The sequence below is a fragment of the Microvirga lupini genome, assembly GCF_014191055.1.
GTDB lineage: Bacteria > Pseudomonadota > Alphaproteobacteria > Rhizobiales > Beijerinckiaceae > Microvirga > Microvirga lupini_A.
Genome location: NZ_JACHWB010000001.1, coordinates 579,930 through 600,396 on the forward strand (window position 1 = coordinate 579,930; position 20,467 = coordinate 600,396).

Consider the following 20,467-nt stretch of genomic DNA (forward strand, 5'->3'; position numbering starts at 1 on the left):
CTGTGCCGATGGAAAATGTCGGGGCCGGTCCTGGGATTCACAAGCGAGGGTGAAGGGGCCACATTCTCCGTCACGCGGCGGCCGGACGCCGGTCCGTATGGGCCCGGTAGGAAAGAGCCTCGGCCACATGAATGCGCCGGACGCGCTCCTCCCCATCGAGGTCGGCCAGGGTCCGCCCCACTTTCAAAACGCGATGGAAGGCACGGGCGGAAAGCCGCATGGCATTGGCCGCGTCGCGGATGAGGGACAGCCCCTCCGGATCGGGCTGCGCCACATCTTCCAGGAGCGCCGACGGGCACGCGGCATTGGTCGTCACGCCGTCGAGCCCTAATGACGCATAGCGCTTCGCCTGCCGCTCGCGGGCCCGAGCCACCCGGGCTGCCACTTGCGCCGAGCCCTCGGCGGGTGCCGGCAGGATCAGGTCGGCCGCAGTGACGGCCGGCACGTCGATGGACAGATCGATACGGTCGAGGAGCGGACCGGAGAGCCGCGCCTGATACTGCGCGATGCAGCGCTCGTTCGGCTGGCGGCGGCAGACATAGCCGGGTTCGGTGGCCTGTCCGCAGCGGCACGGGTTCATGGCGGCGACGAGCTGGAAGCGGGCAGGATACGTGACCCGGTGGTTGGCCCGGGCGATCAGGATCTCTCCCGCCTCCAGCGGCTGTCTCAAAGAATCGAGTACCTGGGGCTGGAACTCCGGCAGCTCGTCGAGGAAGAGCACCCCATGATGGGCAAGCGAAGCCTCGCCTGGACGGGCGTTGAGGCCGCCGCCCACCAGCGCCGCCATGGAGGCCGAATGGTGCGGCGCCCGGAACGGGCGGCGGTTCGACAGGGCGCCCTCCGCCAGCAGCCCCGCCACGGACTGGATCATCGAGACCTCCAGCAACTCCCGCGGTGAGAGCGGCGGCAGGATCGAGGGCAGGCGCTGCGCCAGCATGGACTTGCCGGCACCGGGCGGGCCGTTCATCAGCAGGTTATGGGAGCCGGCGGCTGCGATCTCGAGGGTCCGCTTGGCGCTTTCCTGTCCCTTGATGTCCTTGAGGTCGGGCAGCATGCCGGACGCGGGCATGATTGCAGGCTCGGGACGCGCCAACACCTGGGTGCCCTTGAAATGGTTGGCGAGCTGAATCAGCGAGCGCGGCGCCAGGATCTCGATGTCGCTGCCAGCCCAGGCAGCCTCCGAACCGCAGGCAGCCGGGCAGATCAGCCCGTGCTCGCGCTCATGAGCCGCCATGGCGGCGGGAAGCGCTCCCGCCACGGCAGTGATCGACCCGTCGAGCGCCAGCTCCCCCAGCACCGTGAAGCCGCCCAAAGCGTCCGCCGGGATGGCCCCGATGGCCGCCATGACCCCGAGCGCGATGGGCAGGTCGTAATGGCTGCCTTCCTTCGGCAGATCGGCCGGGGCGAGGTTGACCGTGATGCGCTTGGCCGGAAGAGCGAGACCGGAGGCGATGAGGGCCGAGCGGACCCGCTCGCGGGATTCCGCCACCGCCTTGTCCGGCAGGCCGACGATGGTGAAGGCGACCGTTCCGGGGGAGATCTGAACCTGGACATCGACCGTGCGCGCCTCGATCCCTTCGAACGCAACAGTCGAAACGCGCGTCACCATCCGGCTTGAACCTCCCGCAAAGCCCCGATGTTAGCGTGGAGTTTTGAAACGCGATAGTGTTGCGGACTTTTTTGGGGCGAGGACTTTCTTTCATGTGGAACCCTCTCCCTGGATGAGCGTTGAGTCCCACTGCACTGAGGAAGCCAAAAGGCGGCTAAGCCTCCGTCGTGCCCGTTCGGGAGGGGCCATTGATAACACGGGTCGTTACCATTCCGCTCAAGCCGCAAGGCATCTCCCGCCCCATGAACCGTTGATGCTTCCCGGACGTCACATGCTGATCTGTCGAATAAGTGGGCGGTTGACTTGGCGCGATCGGAAGCCAGGTACAGGCGCAGAGATTGGAGTATCCGCTCTCGCGGAGGAGATTCGAGTTGAGTAGCGATAAGCCTTTGCGCATCCTCGTCGTCGAGGATGAGATCCTGATCGCGCTCGAACTCGAAAGCCTGCTCCAGGATCTGGGGCATGACGTCGTGGGGATCGCAGCCTCGTCCGAGGACGCCCTGTCCCTCGCCCGGGATCTCAAGCCCGATCTCGCTTTTGTCGACATCCATCTGTCCGACGGGCCAACCGGCGTCGACGTGGCGCGCCATCTCGGCAATGAGCACCAGGTCACGGTGCTGTTCATGACGGCCAATGCCAAGCGCATTCCGGAGGATTTCGCCGGCGCCTGGGGCGTCATCGCCAAGCCCTATACGGAGCGTGGCGTGCGTGAAGCCCTGTCTTATGTGATGGCGGGGCAGCCGCGCGAGGCTCAGGAGGCGCGAACGGTCACCTTCGTCCCTTTCGGCCGGACGACCCGCCAGCGTAGCTCCCAGGTGTCCTGACAGGCCCGCAGCTAATTCTGTGACTTGAGCCGGTAGAGCGCGTCGAGCGCCTCACGCGGGGTCATCTGGTCGGGATCGAGAGCCGCGAGCGCTTCCCGCAGCCCATCCTGCTTCGGCGCCGGTGCGGGCTCGCTGCGGGCGGGCACGGCAAAGAGCGGCAGGTCGTCGAGCAGTGCGTGCTTCGGGGCCTCCCGGTCGGATCTCTCCAGTTCGCTCAAGATGGTTTTCGCCCGCTCGACGACGGCTGTTGGCAACCCCGCCAGTCGCGCCACCTGCAGGCCATAGGAGCGGTCGGCCGCGCCGGGCACCACCTCGTGCAGGAACACCACCTCGCCGTTCCATTCTGTGACCTTGAGGGTCGCATTGGAGATGCGGGCCATGCGCTCGGCCAGCGCCGTCAGCTCGTGGAAATGGGTGGCGAACAGGGCCCGGCAGCGGTTCGTCTCGTGCAGGTGCTCAATGGCCGCCCAGGCGATGGACAAACCGTCGAAAGTGGCGGTCCCGCGACCGATCTCGTCGAGGATCACGAGGGAGCGGGCAGTCGCCTGGTTGAGGATGGCGGCGGTCTCGACCATCTCGACCATGAAGGTCGAGCGGCCCCGCGCCAGATCGTCGGCAGCGCCCACGCGCGAGAAGAGCCGGTCGACGATGCCGATATGTGCCTCCTTCGCCGGAACGTAGGAGCCCATCTGGGCCAGGACGACGATGAGGGCGTTCTGGCGCAGATAGGTGGATTTACCGCCCATGTTCGGGCCGGTGATCAGCAGGATGTGGCCTGCATCCTTGCCGGATAGATCCGAGTCGTTGGCGATGAACGGAACGCCCTCACGCTTGAGCGCCGCCTCGACCACGGGATGGCGGCCGCCCCTGATCGTGAAGGCGAGACCGGTGTCGACTACGGGGCGTGTCCAGTCGAGACGCATGGCGAGGTCCGCGAGCGCCGCGGTCACATCGATGACGGCGATGGCCTCCGCAGCCGAGGCGATGTCGGCCGTGAGATCGAGGAGCACCTGCACTATCTCGTCGAAGAGAGCGAGTTCGATCTTCAGCGCCCGGTCGGCCGCGGAGGCGATCTTCGATTCAAGTTCGCCGAGTTCCATGGTCGAAAAGCGCATGGCGCCCGCCATGGTCTGGCGGTGGACGAACGTGTCCTTCCAGGGTTCCTTCAGAAGGTCCTCGCCCACATTCTGCGGCACCTCGACGAAATAGCCGATCATGTGGTTGTGCTTGACGCGAAGCGTCCGGCAGCCCGTCTCGGTGGCGTAGCGCGCCTGGAGCGCCGCGATGAAGCGGCGCGAATCCTGCTGCAGCTCGCGCAGCTCGTCGAGGCTAGGGTCGAAGCCGGCGCGGATGAAGCCGCCGTCACGCTTGAGCAGTGGCAGTTCGTCGGCAAGAGCAGCGCTCAACCGGTCGGCCACGTCCGTGCGCAGGCCTTGGAGGACCCGGGCGGCCTCCGACAGCTCTCTCGGCAGGTTGGGTGCGATGGCGAGTTCGAGACCAAGCTCCCGCGCCGCAAACAGGCCGTCGCGGACACAGGCGAGATCCCGTGGCCCACCGCGCCCGAGGCTGAGACGCGAGAGGGCGCGGGCGAGATCCGGGGAGCGCTTGAGAATGCGCCGCAGCCGGTCGCGCAGGTCGCCGTTCTCGACCAGCGTCGTGACGGAATCCTGCCGGTCGCGGATCAGCCCCGGATGGGTGAGGGGACCGGCGAGCCGCTCAGCCAAGAGCCGCGCGCCGCCCGGCGTCACCGTGCAGTCGATGGTGGCCAGAAGGCTGCCGGCCCGCTCGCCCGACAGGGTGCGGGTCAGCTCCAGGTTGGCGCGGGTGGCCGCATCGATGGCGAGCGCCGCCCCGGAGGTGTCGCGGGAGGGCGGGTTGAGAACCGGACGGCTGTCGATCTGGGTTTTCTCGACATAGAACAGGGCGCTGCCCGCCGCCGTGATCTCGGCCGGGCTGAAGGCCCCGAAGGCATCGAGCGTCGCGACCCCGAAATAGCTTTTCAGCCGCCGCTCGGCCGAGGCCGGATCGAGGCCTTCTCGGGACAGAGGCGTGATGGAGGCCCGGGTCTCCTGCCAGAAGCTCTTCAGCTCCGGATCGTCATGGATCACATCCGGCACCAGGATCTCGCGCGGCTCGAACCGGGCAATCTCGGCCGAGAGGCCGGTGCCGTCCGTCTCGCTCAGCACGAAATGGCCTGTGGATATGTCGAGAGCGGCGAGCCCATAGCACCATTGGGTGTCGGAGGCGCGGCGTCGGGCGATGGCCAGAAGATAATTGGCCCGGCCGGGCTCCAGCAGGCGCTCCTCGGTGATCGTGCCGGGGGTGACGAGGCGCACCACGTCGCGGCGCACCACCGACTTGGAGCCCCGCTTCTTCGCCTCGGCCGGGTCCTCGGTCTGCTCGCAGACGGCGACCCGGTGGCCGAGGCCGATGAGGCGCTGGAGGTAATCGTCCGCCCGTTCCACCGGCACTCCGCACATGGGGATGTCCTGCCCCTGGTGCTTGCCGCGCTTGGTGAGCACGATGCCGAGCGCTTGGCTGGCGATCTCCGCATCCTCGAAGAACAATTCATAGAAGTCGCCCATCCGGTAGAACAGCAGGCTGTCCGGGTTGGCGGCCTTGATCTCGATATACTGCGCCATCATGGGCGTGACGCGGCTGTCCTGCGCGGGCTTGGACGCTGCGGCGGCAGTGGGTTCGAGGTCTTCGGGGGAATTGTAGGCGGCTTGGGACGACATCCGTCCTGTGTAGCAAAGCCCCGCCTCCCTTTCACCCATGTCATGGTGTCCGAAGGGCGCATGTGGACAAGTCTTGAGGAAGGCGCATCCTATGTCTTAAGGTCGCATCCCCCTTTGGAAACGCCCTGCTCACAAGAATCGGACCCTCATGACCGACGATCAGCGCCCGACCCGCCGCAAACGCCCCACCTTCACGGACCAGGAGGCGCTGCAGTTCCACGCCCAAGGCCGCCCCGGCAAGCTCGAGGTGGTCCCGACCAAGCCCATGGCCACCCAGCGCGACCTGTCGCTCGCCTATTCGCCGGGTGTTGCGGTGCCGGTTCTGGCGATTGCCGAGAACCCGTCGCTTGCCTTCGACTACACCACCCGGTCCAACATGGTGGCGGTGATCTCGAATGGCACGGCGATCCTCGGCCTCGGCAATCTCGGGGCGCTCGCCTCGAAGCCGGTGATGGAGGGCAAGTCCGTGCTCTTCAAGCGCTTCGCGGATGTGGATTCCATCGACCTCGAGGTCGACACAGAGGATGCGGACGCCTTCATCAACTGCGTGCGCTATCTCGGCCCCTCCTTCGGCGGCATCAATCTCGAGGACATCAAGGCGCCGGAATGCTTCATCATCGAGGAGCGTCTGCGGGAGCTCATGGACATTCCCGTGTTCCATGACGACCAGCACGGCACGGCGATCATCGCGGCGGCGGGCCTCATCAATGCCCTTCATCTCACCGGCCGTGACATGGCTGAGACGAAGCTTGTGGTGAACGGCGCGGGTGCTGCCGGCATCGCCTGCACCGAGCTTCTGAAGGCCATGGGCTTTGCCCCCAACAACGTCATCCTCTGCGACACCAAGGGCGTGATCTACAAGGGCCGCACCGAGGGCATGAACCAGTGGAAATCGGGCCATGCGGCGGAGACCGACGCCCGCACGCTTGCCGATGCGCTCAATGGCGCCGATGCAGTGTTCGGGTTGTCGGCCAAAGGCGCCTTCACCGATGACATGATCCGCTCCATGGCACCGAACCCGATCATCTTCGCCATGGCCAATCCCGATCCGGAAATCACCCCGGAGGAGGTGGCGCGCATCCGCGATGACGTGATCATCGCCACCGGCCGCTCCGACTACCCGAACCAGGTCAACAACGTTCTCGGTTTCCCGTACATCTTCCGCGGTGCTCTCGACGTGCAGGCGACCACGATCAACATGGAGATGAAGATCGCGGCCGCCCAGGCGCTGGCGGAGCTCGCCCGCGAGGACGTACCGGACGAGGTGGCGGCGGCCTACCAGGGCACGCGCCCGCGCTTCGGGCGCGACTACATCATCCCGGTGCCGTTCGATCCGCGCCTGATCCACACGATCCCGATGGCGGTGGCGAAGGCCGCCATGGATACGGGCGTGGCACGTCGCCCCATCGTCGATATGCGCTCCTACAAGGCGCTGCTGTCTGCCCGTCGCGATCCGGTAGCCGGCACCCTCAACCGCATCTTCGAGCGCGTGCGCAAGTTCCCCAAGCGCGTGGTCTTCGCCGAGGGCGAGGAGGAGCAGGTGATCCGCGCGGCCCTGTCCTTCGTCAACCAGGGGCTGGGCAAGGCCATTCTGGTCGGGCGCGAGGACCGCATCCACGACACGGCGGTGCAGGCCGGCATCGATCTCGAAGGCCGCGAGGGCATCGAGATCCACAACGCCCGCCTGTCCCATCGCAACGCGACTTATGCGCAGTTCCTCTACGAGCGCCTGCAGCGCAAGGGCTATCTGTTCCGCGACTGCCAGCGCATGATCAACCAGGACCGCAACCACTTCGCCGCCTCCATGGTGGCATTGGGCGATGCGGACGCCATGGTGACGGGCGCGACGCGCAACTACTCGACGGCGCTCGCCGATGTGCGGCACGTGATCGACGCCAAGCCAGGCCATCGCGTGATCGGCGTCTCGCTCTGCCTGGCACGCGGCCGCACGGTTCTGGTGGCGGACACGGCCATTCATGAGATGCCGAGCGCGCAGGAACTGGCCGAGATCGCCATCGAATCCGCCGGCGTCGCCCGCCGCCTGGGCTACGAGCCGCGCGTGGCGCTTCTCTCCTTCTCGACCTTTGGGCACCCGAAGGCGGAGCGCGCCGAAAAGATCCAGGAGGCCGTCGAGATCCTGGACGGAATGCGCGTCGATTTCGAATATGACGGCGAGATGGCGGCCGATGTGGCGCTCAACCGGGATGTCATGGCGCAATATCCCTTCAGCCGTCTGACCGATACGGCGAACGTGCTCATCATGCCGGCATTCCACTCGGCATCGATTTCCACCAAGATGCTGCAGGAGCTCGGCGGCGCGATGGTGCTGGGCCCGCTCGTCGTGGGCCTCGACAAGCCGGTTCAGATCGTGTCGCTCGGCGCCACCGACAACGACATCGTCAACATGGCGGCGCTCGCGGCCTATAACATCGGTGGATAGGGCTTGGCGCCTCCCTCAAAGCCTGTGCGTTGAGGGAGACGCGCCGCCAAATCCCTGGGCCCCTTGCTCCTGAGAGTAGCGCTGGAGCTTTCCGCGGGCTAAACGCCTGGGCGGAAACGAAGGAATCGCCTCATCATGAGCAAGCCATCAACCGTGGTGTTCGACATCGGCAACGTGCTGCTGCGCTGGGATCCGCGCAATCTCTACCGCACCATCTTCGATGACGAAGCGGAGATGGAGTGGTTTCTCGAGAATGTCTGCACCCACGATTGGAACGTGGAGCAGGATCGGGGTCGCGACTGGGACGAGGCTGTGGCCCTTCTGGTCAAGGATCATCCCAAGCACGAGCCGCATATCCGCGCCTTCCACGACCGCTGGAGCGAGACCGTATCCGGCGTTTTCGAGGACCACGTGGCTCTGCTGCTCCGTCTGCGTGAAGCAGGCGTGCCGAATTACTGCATCACGAACTTCTCTGGCCCAAAATTCGTTCTGGCGAAGGAGCGCTTTCCATTTCTGGCGGGCTTCGACGGCGTCATCGTGTCCGGCGACGAGCGTCTGCTGAAGCCGGATCCCGCCATCTATCGCCTCCTGCTCGACCGCTATGGGCTTGTCGCGGGGAATTGCGTCTTCATCGACGATTCCAAGCCGAACGTGGAGGCGGCCCGCGATGTCGGGATGCAGGCGATTCATTGCGTCGAGGATACAGATCTGGCGGGAGAACTGCGGCGGCATGGGTTTCCGGTCTGACCGCTTGCCCTTCCGCTCCTCTTGAGCCATCACGCGGCATGCGCGCTTTCGACACCTCCCTGCCCATCGATGCGGTCCTCGACGGCCTGACGGCGAGCCTGCGGGCGCGGCCGAATGCGGTGCTCGTCGCGCCGCCCGGCGCCGGCAAGACCACGCGCGTGCCGCTGGTGCTCCTCGACGAGCCTTGGGTGAACGGGGGCAAGATCATCGTGCTGGAGCCGCGCCGCCTCGCGGCCCGCGCGGCGGCCGCCCGTATGGCGCAGACCCTGGGCGAGGCGGTGGGTGACACGGTCGGTCTTCGCGTGCGCCTCGGCTCCAAGGTGAGCCGCAGGACGCGCATCGAGGTGGTGACCGAGGGCGTCTTCGCCCGCATGATCCTCGACGATCCGTCCTTGGAGGGTGTCGCGGCCATTCTCTTCGACGAGTTCCACGAGCGCTCCCTCGATGCGGATCTCGGTCTCGCGCTCGCTCTCGATGCACAAGGGGGCCTGCGCGAGGACCTTCGCCTTCTCGTCATGTCGGCAACGCTCGACGGCGCCCGTGTGGCGAAGCTCCTGAGCGAAGCGCCGGTCGTCGAATCCGAAGGCCGGGCTTATCCGGTCGAGACGCGCTATCTCGCGCGCGATCCCAACCGTCGCGTCGAGGAGCAGGTGGCGGATGCGGTCACGCGCGCCTTGAGGGCCGAGACCGGCTCCATCCTGGTGTTCCTGCCGGGCCAGGGGGAGATCCGCCGGGTCGAGACGCTTCTGCGCGAGCGGATCGCCGATCCCGCCGTCGACATCGCGCCGCTCTATGGCGCGCTGGAACGAGGCGAGCAGGATCTGGCGGTGAGCCCCGCCAAGCCCGGACGCCGCAAGGTGGTGCTCGCCACCTCCATCGCCGAGACTTCGCTCACCATTGAGGGCGTGCGCGTGGTTATCGATTCAGGGTTGGCTCGCGTGCCGGTCTACGAGCCGAATATCGGCCTCACGCGCCTTGAAACGGTGCGCGTCTCCCGTGCCGCCGCCGACCAGCGCCGGGGTCGTGCGGGCCGCACCGAGCCCGGCGTGTGCTACCGCCTGTGGGAGGAAGCCGCGACGGGCGCGCTTGAGCCCTTCGGCCGACCGGAGATTCTGTCTGCCGACCTCGCGCCGCTATTGCTCGATTGCGCGGCCTGGGGTGTGAGCGATCCGACGACGCTGGCCTTTCTCGATCCGCCGCCCGCACCGGCTCTGAAGGAGGCAAGAGCGCTGCTGCAGCAGCTCGGTGCCCTTGATGCCGAAGGGCGCATCACGGAGGTCGGGCGCAAGCTGCGCGACCTGCCGCTGCCACCGCGATTGGCCCGCATGGTGCTGATCGCCGGCGAGAGCGGGCAGGCGCAGGATGCCGCGGATGTCGCCGCCGTTCTCGTCGAGCGCGGTCTTGGCGGCGATGCGGTGGATCTCGCCGATCGTGTCGAGCGCTTCGGCCGCGACCGCTCCAGGCGGGCGGATGACATGCGGCGCATGGCCGAGGGCTGGGCGAGGGGCAGCAGCGGCAAGTCGAGAGGTGAGCCACGCTCCATCGGGGCACTTCTCACGCTCGCCTATCCCGACCGTCTCGCCAAGGCCCGCGGCAAGCCGGGTGAGTATCTCATGGCCAATGGGCGCGGCGCCTCGCTCGAAGCGCATGAGCGCCTCGCCAAGGAGCCTTATCTCACCGTCGCCGAAATCGCCGGCGGCGCAGCCTCCGCGCGCGTTCTCGCAGCAGCGGCGATTTCTCAGGAGGAGATCGAGACGCAATTCAGCAATGCCATCGAGCAGCGCGACGAGATTGCCTTCGACAGGCAGGCAAAAGCGCTGCGAGCGCGGGGCGTGCGGCGCCTGGGTGCTCTTCTGCTGAACGAGCGTCCTTTGAAGGCTCCGCAAACGGAAGAGGCAGCGCGGGCGCTCGCCGAGGGGCTCGTGTCGCTGGGGCTCGATGCTCTGCCCTGGTCGAAAGCTCTGGCGCAGTGGCGTGAGCGCGTGATGTTTCTGCGCCAAGCGGAGGGCGAGGAGTGGCCGGACCTCACCGACGAAGCGCTGACGCGCACGGCGGACGAGTGGCTGGCGCCGCATCTCGTCGGCAGGAGCAGCCTCGGCGAGATCGGGCCCGACCTGCTGAGCGAGGCCCTGCGCAGCCTCCTGCCCTGGAATCTGCAGCGTCGTCTCGATGCGGAAGCGCCCACCCATGTCGAGGTGCCGACCGGATCGCAGATCCCGGTCGATTATGGTGCGGAGGAGGGGCCTGTCCTCGCCGTGCGGGTGCAGGAACTGTTTGGTCTCGACAAGCATCCCACCATCGCGGCCGGGCGCGTGCCGCTCATCCTGCACCTGCTCTCGCCGGCGCAGCGCCCGATCCAGATCACCCGCGACCTGCCGGGCTTCTGGCGCGGATCCTGGGCGGCGGTGCGGGCCGACATGCGCGGCCAGTACCCGAAGCATCCCTGGCCCGAGGACCCGCTGTCCGCGCCGCCGACGCGTCGTGCGAAACCGCGGGGGACGTGACGCCCGATTCTGCTTTCTTTGCGGCTGTGTGCGATATGGAGGCTAGACTCCGCCTTCTGCTCCGAGCCAAAGAAGGATGCCGATCAGGATCACCACGGACAGACTGAGCAGACCGAGCCAGATCCGGGTCGTCCGTCCATGTTCACGGATCTCGTCCCTCAGGTTCAGTTCGAGCTCTTCGAGCCGCCGGTAGAGGTTCTCCTGCCGCTGATCGAACATCAGCCGTGTCTTCTCGTGCCCGTCCCGCGTTCCCTGAATCAGGACTTCCCAATACTCGCGGCGCTCTTTCTCGTTCGCTTCCCGTCGGGCCTGTTCCTGCCGCTTGCGCTCTTCTGCTGAAAGTCGGGCCATCTTGTCCATTTCCAGTTGATCGAGGAATGCGGGAAACTTGATCCACCTTCTCGCTGACGCGGCCCGCTGGTCCGCACGATGCGCTAGTCGCGAAACGACTCGATCAGCCGTCCCGCCGTGGCGCGGTTGAGCGCCATGGGAATGTCGTACACGAGGGCAAGGCGCATCAGGGCCTTCACGTCCACATCGTGCGGGTGCGGCGAGAGCGGATCGACGAAGAAGAACAGGGCGTCGATCTTCCCTTCCGCGATCATGGCGCCGATCTGCTGATCGCCGCCGAGCGGACCGCTCTTCAGTCGTGTGACCGAGAGAGAAGGGCAGCGCTCCATAACCCGGGCGCCGGTGGTGCCGGTGGCAAAAAGCGTGAAGGGATGCAGATCGTTTTCGTACAGGGCCACGAACGCGGCCATGTCGTCCTTTTTGGCGTCGTGAGCCACGAGCGCCAGGGTCAGTTGCTTCATGGGAGAGACAGCTCAGTTGCTCCAGCGGTCACGCCACTGCATTTCGCCGGCCATGCAGTTGGTGCGCGGAGGGGACTGGATGCGGCTGATCAGGGGCTGCTCGGGCATCAGATTGGCAACTTCCAGCAGGATCTTCGTTTTGATTGCCTCGATGAACTGGTCGCGCTCCAGCACCGGAACGGTGAACGAACCCTGGCCGCCGATCACGCAATCCTTGTAATAGACGTCGAGATCCGGGATGTCGAGATAACCGGGCTGGCGCAGCATGATCGGCAGGCCGTTGATGGTGATGCCCTTGGCGAGCGCAGCTTCGCGGGCCTCGATCACGAGCCGTCCCTGGTTGTTGGGGCCGTCTCCCGACACGTCGATCACCCGCCGGGTCGCGTTGAGGCCGCTTTCCTCCAGGAGCTTCACGCTGAAGTCGATGGCGCTGGAGATCGAGGTCCGCTGCGCCCGCCGCAAGGGTGTGGAGGCGATCCTGTCGGCGAAGGCCATCAGGCTCTCGGAATTGTCGAGCACCGTCCAGGGAATGATCACCTTCTGATCCGGCGAGCCCGCCCATTCCATGTAGGTCACGGCGATGCGGCCCAGCATTCCGCCCCGGATCGCATCATGAACGAGCTTGGAGCGGAAGGCCTGGGCAAACCCTTCCCGTTGCAGGGCCTGTTCGTCCGTGTCCATGGAAAAGGAGATATCCACCGCGACCACGAGAGCGAGATCGACTTCGGCCTCGGTCTGGGCCTGAGCCGGTAGGGCGAGAAGCCCCCACAGGCAGACACATGCTGCCGCAAGGCGCGTGAAGCCGGAACAAACCATCGGTATCTCCTGTGCGGGAGCCGGATTGGTCGGGAAAGTGTGCCAGCTTCTGGAAGTAAGGCAAGGCCACGCCAGGACTAGGGGCGGGTCTTACGAACCCTTGTCCTCCACAATCCTGAGGGCGGCCTGGAAGGCCGCGTCGGCATCGAGATGCGTCGTGTCGAGGGTTACCGCATCGGCGGCGGCTTTGAGCGGGGCGGTGCTGCGGTTCATGTCGCGCTCGTCCCGACGGCGGATTTCGTCGAGGATGGTCTCGTATTCGGCCTGCTCGCCGCGCCGCAGCAGTTCGAGATGCCGGCGGCGCGCCCGCTCCTCGGGAGCCGCGGTGATGAAGAGCTTCACGTCCGCGGACGGGCAGACCACGGTGCCGATGTCCCGCCCGTCGAGCACCGCGCCGGGCGGCTGCTCGCCGAACTGGCGCTGGAAGGCCAGCAGGGCATCGCGCACCGGCTGGTAGGCCGAGATCACCGAGGCAGCCTCCCCCATGGCGGCGCCCCTGAGGCGGGAATCGTCCTCCAGGTGCGAGACGTCCAGGTTCTGGGCCACCTGGGTGGCCGCATCCCGGTCGGCGAGGGGAACGTCCCTGTCCATGAGTACACGGGCAACGGCCCGATAGAGCAGGCCGGTGTCGAGATGGGCAAAGCCGTAATGCTCGGCGAGGCGCTTGCCCAAGGTGCCCTTGCCGGAAGCAGCCGGGCCGTCGATGGCGATGATCATGGGTGGCTCAATCCTGGATCGCGGCGCCGAGCTCCCGCATGAGCGGGATGAAGCTGGGGAAGCTGGTCGCGATCATGGCACCGTCATCGACCGTCATCGGCTCGGACGTCGCCAGGCCCATGACCAGGAACGCCATGGCGATGCGGTGGTCGAGATGGGTCGCCACCGGATTCCCGCCGCCCCGGACCTTGCCGCCGGAACCATGGACGATCAGGTCGTCTCCCTCGATCTCATACGCGACGCCGGCCTCCGCAAGGCCGGCCGCCACAGCCGCGAGACGGTCGGATTCCTTGACCCGCAGCTCGTGCAGGCCCTGCATCCGGGTTGTTCCTTGAGCGAACGACGCCGCGACCGCCAGAATCGGGTACTCGTCGATCATGGCAGGCGCTCGGGCATGGGGGACGGTCACGCCGGTGAGGCGGCTGTGCTGGACGCGAAGATCCGCCACCGTCTCGCCGCCCTCGTCGCGCTCGTTCAGGCGCTCGATGGAAGCGCCCATCTCGATGAGCGTGGTGATAAGGCCGGTGCGGAGCGGGTTCATCATCACGCCTTCGAGCACTACGTCCGAGCCGGGGGTGATCAGGGCCGCCACCAGGGGGAAGGCGGCCGAGGAGGGGTCGGTCGGCACCACGATGTCGGTGCCGCGCAGCTCCGGATGGCCCTGCAGGGTAATGGCGCGGCCGTCTGCACCATGAGGGGCAACGTCCACGCTCGCCCCAAAATGGCGCAGCATCCGCTCCGTATGGTCGCGGGTGGCCTCGCGCTCGATCACGGTGGTCCTGCCCGGAGAGTTGAGGCCGGCGAGCAGGATTGCCGACTTGATCTGGGCCGAGGCGGCGGGCGTCTCGTAGGTGATGGGAAGGGTCTCGCGAGGGCCGCGCAGGGTCAGGGGCACCCGCCCGCCCTCGGCCTCGCTCACCACCGTGACGCCCATCTGCGCCAGCGGATCGAGGATTCGGCGCATGGGGCGCTTGCGGAGCGAAGCGTCGCCGTCGAAGGTCGAGGTGATCGGGTGACTCCCAGCAACACCCATCATCAGGCGCGAGCCGGTGCCCGCATTGCCGAAATCGAGGATATCCTTGGGTTCCGTCAGGCCTCCGATGCCGACGCCGATGATGCGCCAGCGGCCGGGCGCCTCGCGGGTGATCGTGGCACCCAGCGCCCGGCAGGCCTCGGCCGTGCGCAGCACGTCGTCGCCCTCGAGCAGGCCCTCGACCCGGGTTTCGCCGATGGAGAGGAGGCCGAAGATCATGGAGCGATGGGAGATCGACTTGTCGCCGGGCACGCGGATGCGCCCTTTCAGGGGCGTTCCGGACCTGCTGGCGACCGGGGACGGCGTTCCGTGCGCGTGCGACATCGTGGTGAGTTCCTTGAGAGCCTTCTCGTCAGGGCGGGCTCCTAACACGGGGTTTTCCCGCCGTCACGCGCAAGCTGGGCCAAGCTTGGCCCTTGCCTCTGCAATTTCCTATTTGACAAGCCATGCCCTGCCGACTAACGGAGCCTTCCCAACCATCCACACGTATTTAAGGCAATCACCCGTGGCCAAACCGGAACTCGGCTTGAAGCGCCAGTGCATGAGCTGCGGCGCGAAATTCTACGATCTCAACAAGGACCCGGCGGTCTGCCCGAAATGCGGCACCGTGTTTCAGGCCACCGCCATGACGACCCGCGTGGCCGCTCCCGTGGCGGCCCGTGCCGCTGCAGTGGCCGATGAGGACGAGACCGAGCTCGAGGCGGCCGGTCCGGAGATGGTCTCCCTCGATGAGGTCGAGGCTGACGAGAACGAGAAGGACATCCCCACCGATGACGACATCGACGTGGGCGACGACGTGGCCGATGACGACACCTTCCTCGAGGACGAGGAAGAAGGCGACGACGACGTGTCCGATCTGATCGACAGCGATCTGGAAGACGACGAAGAGGCTTGAACCTCGCAAAAGAGGCGACTATAGAGACGCCTCTGATTTGAACAGAAACCGCCGCGGTGCCCCATACACTGCGGCTCGGATGGGGCCATAGCTCAGCTGGGAGAGCGCTTGCATGGCATGCAAGAGGTCGGCGGTTCGATCCCGCCTGGCTCCACCAAATCCTTTCAAGAAGCCGCCCTCGGGCGGCTTTTTTGTTCGCGACGTGCGTTCCATCCGCCCTTTGTCTCATGGAAAGGGCGCTCATCTTCATTTTTAGTCGCAACGCCTTAAGCTAAGGCCAGGATCTTCAAATCCACCGAAAGCGGGAACGATGACGCGCATCCAGACGAACGGCCTCCAGGTCGCCCCGGTTCTTCATGAATTCATCGAGCGGGAGGCGCTGCCCTATACCGGCGTTTCGGCCGATGCCTTCTGGAAGGGGCTGGCCGGTCTCGTGAAGGAATTCGCCCCGCGTGACCGGGAACTGCTCGCCGTCCGCGACAAGCTCCAGGCCCAGATCGACGAATATCACCGTGCCCGGAAAGGCCAGGCTTTCGACCAGGGCGGCTACGAGCAGTTCCTGCGCGAGATCGGCTACGTGCTGCCGGAGCCCGAAGATTTTTCGGTTCAGACGCAGCATGTGGACGACGAGATCGCCCGCATCGCCGGCCCTCAGCTCGTGGTGCCGGTGTCGAATGCCCGATATGCGCTCAATGCCGCCAACGCCCGCTGGGGCAGCCTCTACGACGCCCTCTACGGCACCGATGCGATCCCGGAGGACGATGGCGCCACACGCTCCGGCGGCTACAACAAGGCCCGCGGCGCCAAGGTCGTGGCCCGTGCCCGCGAGGTCCTCGACCAGGCAGCACCCCTGGCCGGTGGCAGCCACAGGGATGCAGCTTCCTACACGATCCAGGGCACCGCCCTCATCGTGAAGCTTCAGGACGGCACCGAGACCGGCCTTGCCGATCCGGCCCAGCTCGTCGGCTACCAGGGCGAGGCGGGAAGCCCGTCATCGGTGCTGCTGCGCCACAACAACCTGCATCTCGACATCCGCATCGACCGCTCGCATGCCATCGGCGCCGAGGACCCTGCGGGCGTCGCCGATGTGGTGGTGGAATCGGCCGTCTCCACCATCATGGACCTGGAGGACTCGGTCGCCGCCGTCGATGCCGACGATAAGGTCGAGGTCTACCGCACCTGGCTCGGGCTGATGAAGGGCGATCTGGTCGAGAGCTTCGAGAAGGGCGGGCGTACCGTCGAGCGCCGTCTCAACCCGGACCGGATCTATACGAGCGTGAACGGCGGCGAGATCCGCCTCCACGGGCGCAGCCTGATGCTGGTGCGCAATGTGGGCCACCACATGTTCACCGATGCGGTGCTCGACGAGACCGGCGAGGAGATCCCGGAGACCATCCTCGATGCGGCCGTGACCTCGCTCATCGCCATCCACGATCTGAAAGGGGCGGGCTCCCTGCGCAACAGCCGCGCGGGCTCGGTCTATATCGTGAAGCCCAAGATGCACGGGCCCGACGAGGTGGCCTTCGCCAGCGACCTCTTCGCCGCCGTCGAGGACATGCTGGATCTTCCCCGCAACACCCTCAAGATGGGCATCATGGACGAGGAGCGGCGCACCACCGTCAACCTCAAGGCCTGCATCCGGGCGGCAAGCGAGCGCATCGTGTTCATCAACACGGGCTTCCTCGACCGCACGGGCGACGAGATCCACACGTCGATGGAAGCAGGCCCGATGATCCGCAAGAACGACATGAAGTCGACGCCATGGATCAAGGCCTACGAGGACAACAACGTGGATGTGGGCATGCTCTGCGGGCTGCCCGGCAAGGCGCAGATCGGCAAGGGCATGTGGGCCGCGCCCGACAAGATGGCCGACATGCTCTCACAGAAGATCGGCCATCCGCAGGCCGGTGCCACCACCGCCTGGGTGCCGTCGCCGACCGCCGCGACGCTGCATGCGCTGCATTATCATCAGGTCAGCGTCCCGGCGCGCCAGGAGGAGCTGAAGACGCGTTCGCGCGCGAAACTCTCCGACATCCTGACCATCCCGGTGTCGCAGTCCAACTGGGCGCCGGATGCGGTGCAGCAGGAACTCGACAACAACTGCCAGGGCATCCTCGGCTATGTGGTGCGCTGGATCGACCAGGGCGTCGGCTGCTCCAAGGTGCCGGACATCCACGATGTCGGTCTAATGGAAGACCGGGCGACGCTTCGCATCTCCAGCCAGCACCTCGCCAACTGGCTGCGCCACGGCATCGTCAGCGAGGATCAGGTGATGCAGACCCTGCGCCGCATGGCCGAGGTGGTCGACCGGCAGAATGCCGGCGATCCGCTCTACCGGACGATGGCGCCTAACTTCGATGGCCCCGCCTTCCGGGCTGCCTGCGATCTGGTCTTCAAAGGCGCGGAACAGCCCAACGGCTACACCGAATATGTGCTGCACGAGCGCCGCCGCGAAGCCAAGGCTTCCGGCGCGCCGGACCGGATCGACGAGAGCGGTGTCAGAACACAGTAAGAGCGAAGGGCGCCGGTGCGGCGCCCTTTTCAGTCGTGCGATACAGGAGAAAGCGCGTCGACCGTGCCGCCGATGAGATTGCGGCTGAGGAGATGCTCCGTTGTCAGGGCGTAGCGCACCGGGGTGAGATGCGTCGGCAAGGAGGCGATCCAATCCCTCAGCTGCCGCGCCGCCGCCACGGCCTCGTCCCGCTCCACGGCCCTGAAGCGCACCTTCGTGCCTGACCGCATCTGCGCGAAGCGGGCGAGATCGGCGCTGATCACCGTGGCGATCTTCGGGTAGCCGCCGGCTGTTTGCCGGTCGCGCATCAGCACGATGGGCTGGCCGCTGCCCGGCACCTGGATATGGCCGTCGACAATCCCGTCCGACACGATGTTGAAGCCCTTGGCGTGCTCGAGCTTGGGTCCGGTGAGCTGAAAACCCATCCGGTCAGCCTGGGGGCTGATGGTGAATTCGCTTTCCAGAAGCAAACGAATGCTGTCCGGCGTGAAATAATCGTCCTGCGGTCCCAGCATGACGCGGAGAGGGCCGGTCTCCTCAGAGATATCGGCGGCCAGCTCCATCGGCTCGCCCGCCTGACCCTCCGGCCGGCAGGGCAGGCGATTGCCTGCTTGGAGCGACGCGCCTTTCAGGCCGCCGAGGCGCGAGCGCAGATGAAACGAGAGGCTCCCTAGCTGCGGCTCGACCGCGAGGCCGCCTGCCACCGCCAGATAGGCGAAGGTGCCTGTGCGCGGGTGCCCCACCTCAAGGGTCTGACCTTCCCGTAGAATGAAGGATGTCAGGGGCGGGACGGCTGTGCCGTCGATGCTGGCCACTGCGCCCGCACCGGCGACGGCGAGGCGCAGGTCGCCGCCGTCACAGGTGAAAGCGCCGCCGAGATTGACGAACTCGATCGCTCCCGTGTCCGGAGGATTGCCGACGAGCGCATTGGCCATCGCCAGGGCGCGGCGATCCATGGCGCCGGAGGGCGAGACGCCGAAGCCCTGATAGCCGAAGCGGCCGCGATCCTGCAGGGCGGTCATGGGTCCGCAGGATTTCACCACGAGATCGATCATGGGCGGATCTCCTCGGCCACCGGCTCGCCGGCGCGGACGGCTTTCTCCATCGCCTCCCATCGCGAGGCATCGACGGGTTCGAAGACGATCTCATCGCCGGCGGCAAACAGGAAAACCGGATCGCGCTCCGGCGCATAGGGCCGCACGGGCGTCAGGCCTAGATTGTGCCAGCCGCTCGGCATGTCCATGGGGGCGATGCCGGCCTGCTCGCCGCCGATCATGATCGTGCCGGCCGGAATCTTGGCCCGGGGATGAAGCCTGCGGGACGTGGCGATCCTCTTGTCGAGGCCGCCGAGATAGGTGAAGCCCGGCAGGAAGCCGATCATGTAGATGCGGTAGATCGCCGACGAATGGATCTCGATCACCTGGTTCGGCGTCAGGCCATGGATCTCCGCCACCTCCTCCAGGTCGCTTCCATACGCACCGCCATACACCACGGGCACGCGCCAGCGCCGGCCCACCGCGTGGCGGGGTGCGAGGTCCTTCGTCTCCTGGTCGAGAAGCCTGACCAAGGCGTCGTAATCGGTCGCCGCCGGATCGAACTGGATGGTCAGGGAGCGATAGGTGGGTACGGTCTCGATCAGCCCTGCGGGAGCGTGGGCGCGGACGATTTCGTCGAGAGCCAGAACCATGGCGTTGAGGGCTGGGTCGATCGTGCTCCCGAACTCGACCGTCAGGGCGCTGTCGCCGCAGGGAAGAATCTTAGGTGTTGGCACCACGCCCCCATTGCGTTGTCGAAAGGCATCCGATCCATCTCATATCGGCGCCTGCCAGACAACGGCAGGGAAGGGGCAATGGACATGCGCCCGGCACATGGGCGGTGCAGAGCGGAGCGTCTCCCTTCCATGCTCCTTTTTGCTAGGCTCACTTCCACCTCGTCCCTTGTGCTATGCCTGCCCTCATCTGATGCCTGAGCCCAGGCCCATGCGGAGAAGACCATGACCTTGACATCGAAGACAGCCGTCGTCACCGGCTCGACCAGCGGCATCGGCCTGGCCATTGCCCGCGCGCTCGCCAAGGAAGGCGCGAACATCGTCCTCAACGGTCTGGGAGACGAGGCCGAGATCGAGAAGACCCGCGCCGGAATCGAGAGCGAATTCGGCGTGAAGGCCCTCTATTCGCCGGCCAACATGCTGAAAAGCGATGAGATCGAGGAGATGGTCCGGCTCGGCGAGCGCAGCTTCGGCAGCGTCGATATCCTGGTCAACAATGCGGGCATCCAGTTCGTCTCGCCGGTGGAAGATTTCCCAGTCGAGAAGTGGGATCAGATCATCGCCATCAATCTGTCCTCGGCCTTCCATGCCATCCGCGCCGCTGTGCCCGGCATGAAGGCGCGCAAGTGGGGCCGCATCATCAACACGGCCTCGGCCCACTCGCTCGTGGCCTCGCCGTTCAAGTCGGCCTATGTGGCGGCCAAGCACGGCATCGCGGGCCTCACCAAGACGGTGGCCCTGGAGGTGGCGACGCATGGCATCACGGTGAACTGCATCAGCCCCGGCTATGTGTGGACGCCCCTCGTCGAGCGGCAGATTCCCGACACCATGAAGGCGCGCGGGCTCACCAAGGAGCAGGTGATCAACGACGTGCTGCTCGAGGCGCAGCCCACTAAGCAGTTCGTCACCGTCGATCAGGTGGCCGCTCTCGCCGTGTTCCTGTGCTCCGATGCGGCCAGCCAGATGTCCGGCGCCAACCTGTCGATGGATGGCGGCTGGACGGCGAAGTAATTTATACTGACCGCAATCCCGGATCGCCTGCGGCGTCCGGG

General features: G+C 66.3%; 16 protein-coding genes and 1 tRNA gene. 8 read left to right on the top strand and 9 right to left on the bottom strand.

Annotated features, from left to right (window positions below):
- Positions 1 to 70: 70 nt before the first annotated feature.
- Positions 71 to 1,609, bottom strand: a complete 1,539-nt coding sequence (locus FHR70_RS02745) for a YifB family Mg chelatase-like AAA ATPase (RefSeq protein WP_183446872.1) — start codon at positions 1,607 to 1,609, stop codon at positions 71 to 73.
- Positions 1,610 to 1,980: 371 nt separating this feature from the next.
- Here FHR70_RS02745 and FHR70_RS02750 point away from each other — a divergent pair, with 371 nt between their 5' ends.
- A complete protein-coding gene (locus tag FHR70_RS02750) occupies positions 1,981 to 2,433 on the top strand; it encodes a response regulator (RefSeq protein WP_183446873.1) in 453 nt (150 codons plus the stop codon).
- Positions 2,434 to 2,444: 11 nt separating this feature from the next.
- On the opposite strand, the gene mutS is transcribed toward FHR70_RS02750, so the two are convergent.
- On the bottom strand, positions 2,445 to 5,171 hold the full coding sequence (gene mutS, locus FHR70_RS02755) for a DNA mismatch repair protein MutS (protein WP_183446875.1): 2,727 nt from the start codon (positions 5,169 to 5,171) through the stop codon (positions 2,445 to 2,447).
- A gap of 148 nt (positions 5,172 to 5,319) precedes the next feature.
- Here mutS and FHR70_RS02760 point away from each other — a divergent pair, with 148 nt between their 5' ends.
- The 3 genes from FHR70_RS02760 (at position 5,320) to hrpB (ending at position 10,862) form a co-directional block, all read left to right on the top strand.
- Positions 5,320 to 7,611, top strand: a complete 2,292-nt coding sequence (locus tag FHR70_RS02760) for an NADP-dependent malic enzyme (RefSeq protein WP_183446877.1) — start codon at positions 5,320 to 5,322, stop codon at positions 7,609 to 7,611.
- Between the two features lie 135 nt (positions 7,612 to 7,746).
- A complete protein-coding gene (locus FHR70_RS02765) occupies positions 7,747 to 8,358 on the top strand; it encodes an HAD family hydrolase (protein ID WP_183446879.1) in 612 nt (203 codons plus the stop codon).
- Positions 8,359 to 8,396: 38 nt separating this feature from the next.
- Positions 8,397 to 10,862, top strand: coding sequence for an ATP-dependent helicase HrpB (gene hrpB, locus FHR70_RS02770; RefSeq protein ID WP_183446881.1), 2,466 nt, complete (start codon positions 8,397 to 8,399; stop codon positions 10,860 to 10,862).
- 42 nt (positions 10,863 to 10,904) lie between these two features.
- Here hrpB and FHR70_RS02775 read toward each other — a convergent pair whose 3' ends face one another.
- The 5 genes from FHR70_RS02775 to aroA form a co-directional block, all read right to left on the bottom strand.
- Positions 10,905 to 11,213 carry a hypothetical protein gene (locus FHR70_RS02775; protein WP_183446883.1) on the bottom strand — a complete coding sequence of 103 codons (309 nt, stop codon included), beginning with the start codon at positions 11,211 to 11,213 and terminating at the stop codon, positions 10,905 to 10,907.
- An 83-nt stretch (positions 11,214 to 11,296) separates the two neighbouring features.
- Complete coding sequence (locus FHR70_RS02780; RefSeq protein ID WP_183446885.1) at positions 11,297 to 11,674, bottom strand: methylglyoxal synthase; 378 nt, start codon at positions 11,672 to 11,674, stop codon at positions 11,297 to 11,299.
- A gap of 12 nt (positions 11,675 to 11,686) precedes the next feature.
- A complete protein-coding gene (locus FHR70_RS02785; protein WP_183446887.1) occupies positions 11,687 to 12,490 on the bottom strand; it encodes a DUF1194 domain-containing protein in 804 nt (267 codons plus the stop codon).
- A 90-nt stretch (positions 12,491 to 12,580) separates the two neighbouring features.
- Positions 12,581 to 13,207, bottom strand: coding sequence for a (d)CMP kinase (gene cmk, locus FHR70_RS02790; RefSeq protein WP_183446889.1), 627 nt, complete (start codon positions 13,205 to 13,207; stop codon positions 12,581 to 12,583).
- 7 nt (positions 13,208 to 13,214) lie between these two features.
- The gene (aroA, locus tag FHR70_RS02795) at positions 13,215 to 14,564 is read right to left on the bottom strand and encodes a 3-phosphoshikimate 1-carboxyvinyltransferase (protein WP_183448456.1); all 1,350 of its coding nucleotides are present in this window, start codon (positions 14,562 to 14,564) and stop codon (positions 13,215 to 13,217) included.
- A 181-nt stretch (positions 14,565 to 14,745) separates the two neighbouring features.
- Here aroA and FHR70_RS02800 point away from each other — a divergent pair, with 181 nt between their 5' ends.
- From FHR70_RS02800 to FHR70_RS02810, 3 genes are all read left to right on the top strand, one after another.
- Complete coding sequence (locus FHR70_RS02800; protein WP_183446892.1) at positions 14,746 to 15,135, top strand: TIGR02300 family protein; 390 nt, start codon at positions 14,746 to 14,748, stop codon at positions 15,133 to 15,135.
- Between the two features lie 81 nt (positions 15,136 to 15,216).
- A tRNA-Ala gene (locus FHR70_RS02805) sits at positions 15,217 to 15,292 on the top strand.
- Between the two features lie 153 nt (positions 15,293 to 15,445).
- Positions 15,446 to 17,647, top strand: a complete 2,202-nt coding sequence (locus tag FHR70_RS02810) for a malate synthase G (RefSeq protein WP_183446894.1) — start codon at positions 15,446 to 15,448, stop codon at positions 17,645 to 17,647.
- 29 nt (positions 17,648 to 17,676) lie between these two features.
- On the opposite strand, the gene FHR70_RS02815 is transcribed toward FHR70_RS02810, so the two are convergent.
- Both FHR70_RS02815 and pxpB read right to left on the bottom strand, forming a co-directional pair.
- Positions 17,677 to 18,702, bottom strand: a complete 1,026-nt coding sequence (locus FHR70_RS02815; RefSeq protein ID WP_183446896.1) for a 5-oxoprolinase subunit C family protein — start codon at positions 18,700 to 18,702, stop codon at positions 17,677 to 17,679.
- Positions 18,699 to 19,418 carry a 5-oxoprolinase subunit PxpB gene (gene pxpB / locus FHR70_RS02820; RefSeq protein WP_183446903.1) on the bottom strand — a complete coding sequence of 240 codons (720 nt, stop codon included), beginning with the start codon at positions 19,416 to 19,418 and terminating at the stop codon, positions 18,699 to 18,701. The genes FHR70_RS02815 and pxpB overlap by 4 nt, the downstream gene beginning before the upstream one ends.
- A 222-nt stretch (positions 19,419 to 19,640) precedes the next feature.
- On the opposite strand from pxpB, the gene FHR70_RS02825 reads away from it, so the two are divergent.
- The gene (locus tag FHR70_RS02825; RefSeq protein ID WP_183446905.1) at positions 19,641 to 20,426 is read left to right on the top strand and encodes a 3-hydroxybutyrate dehydrogenase; all 786 of its coding nucleotides are present in this window, start codon (positions 19,641 to 19,643) and stop codon (positions 20,424 to 20,426) included.
- Positions 20,427 to 20,467 lie beyond the last annotated feature (41 nt).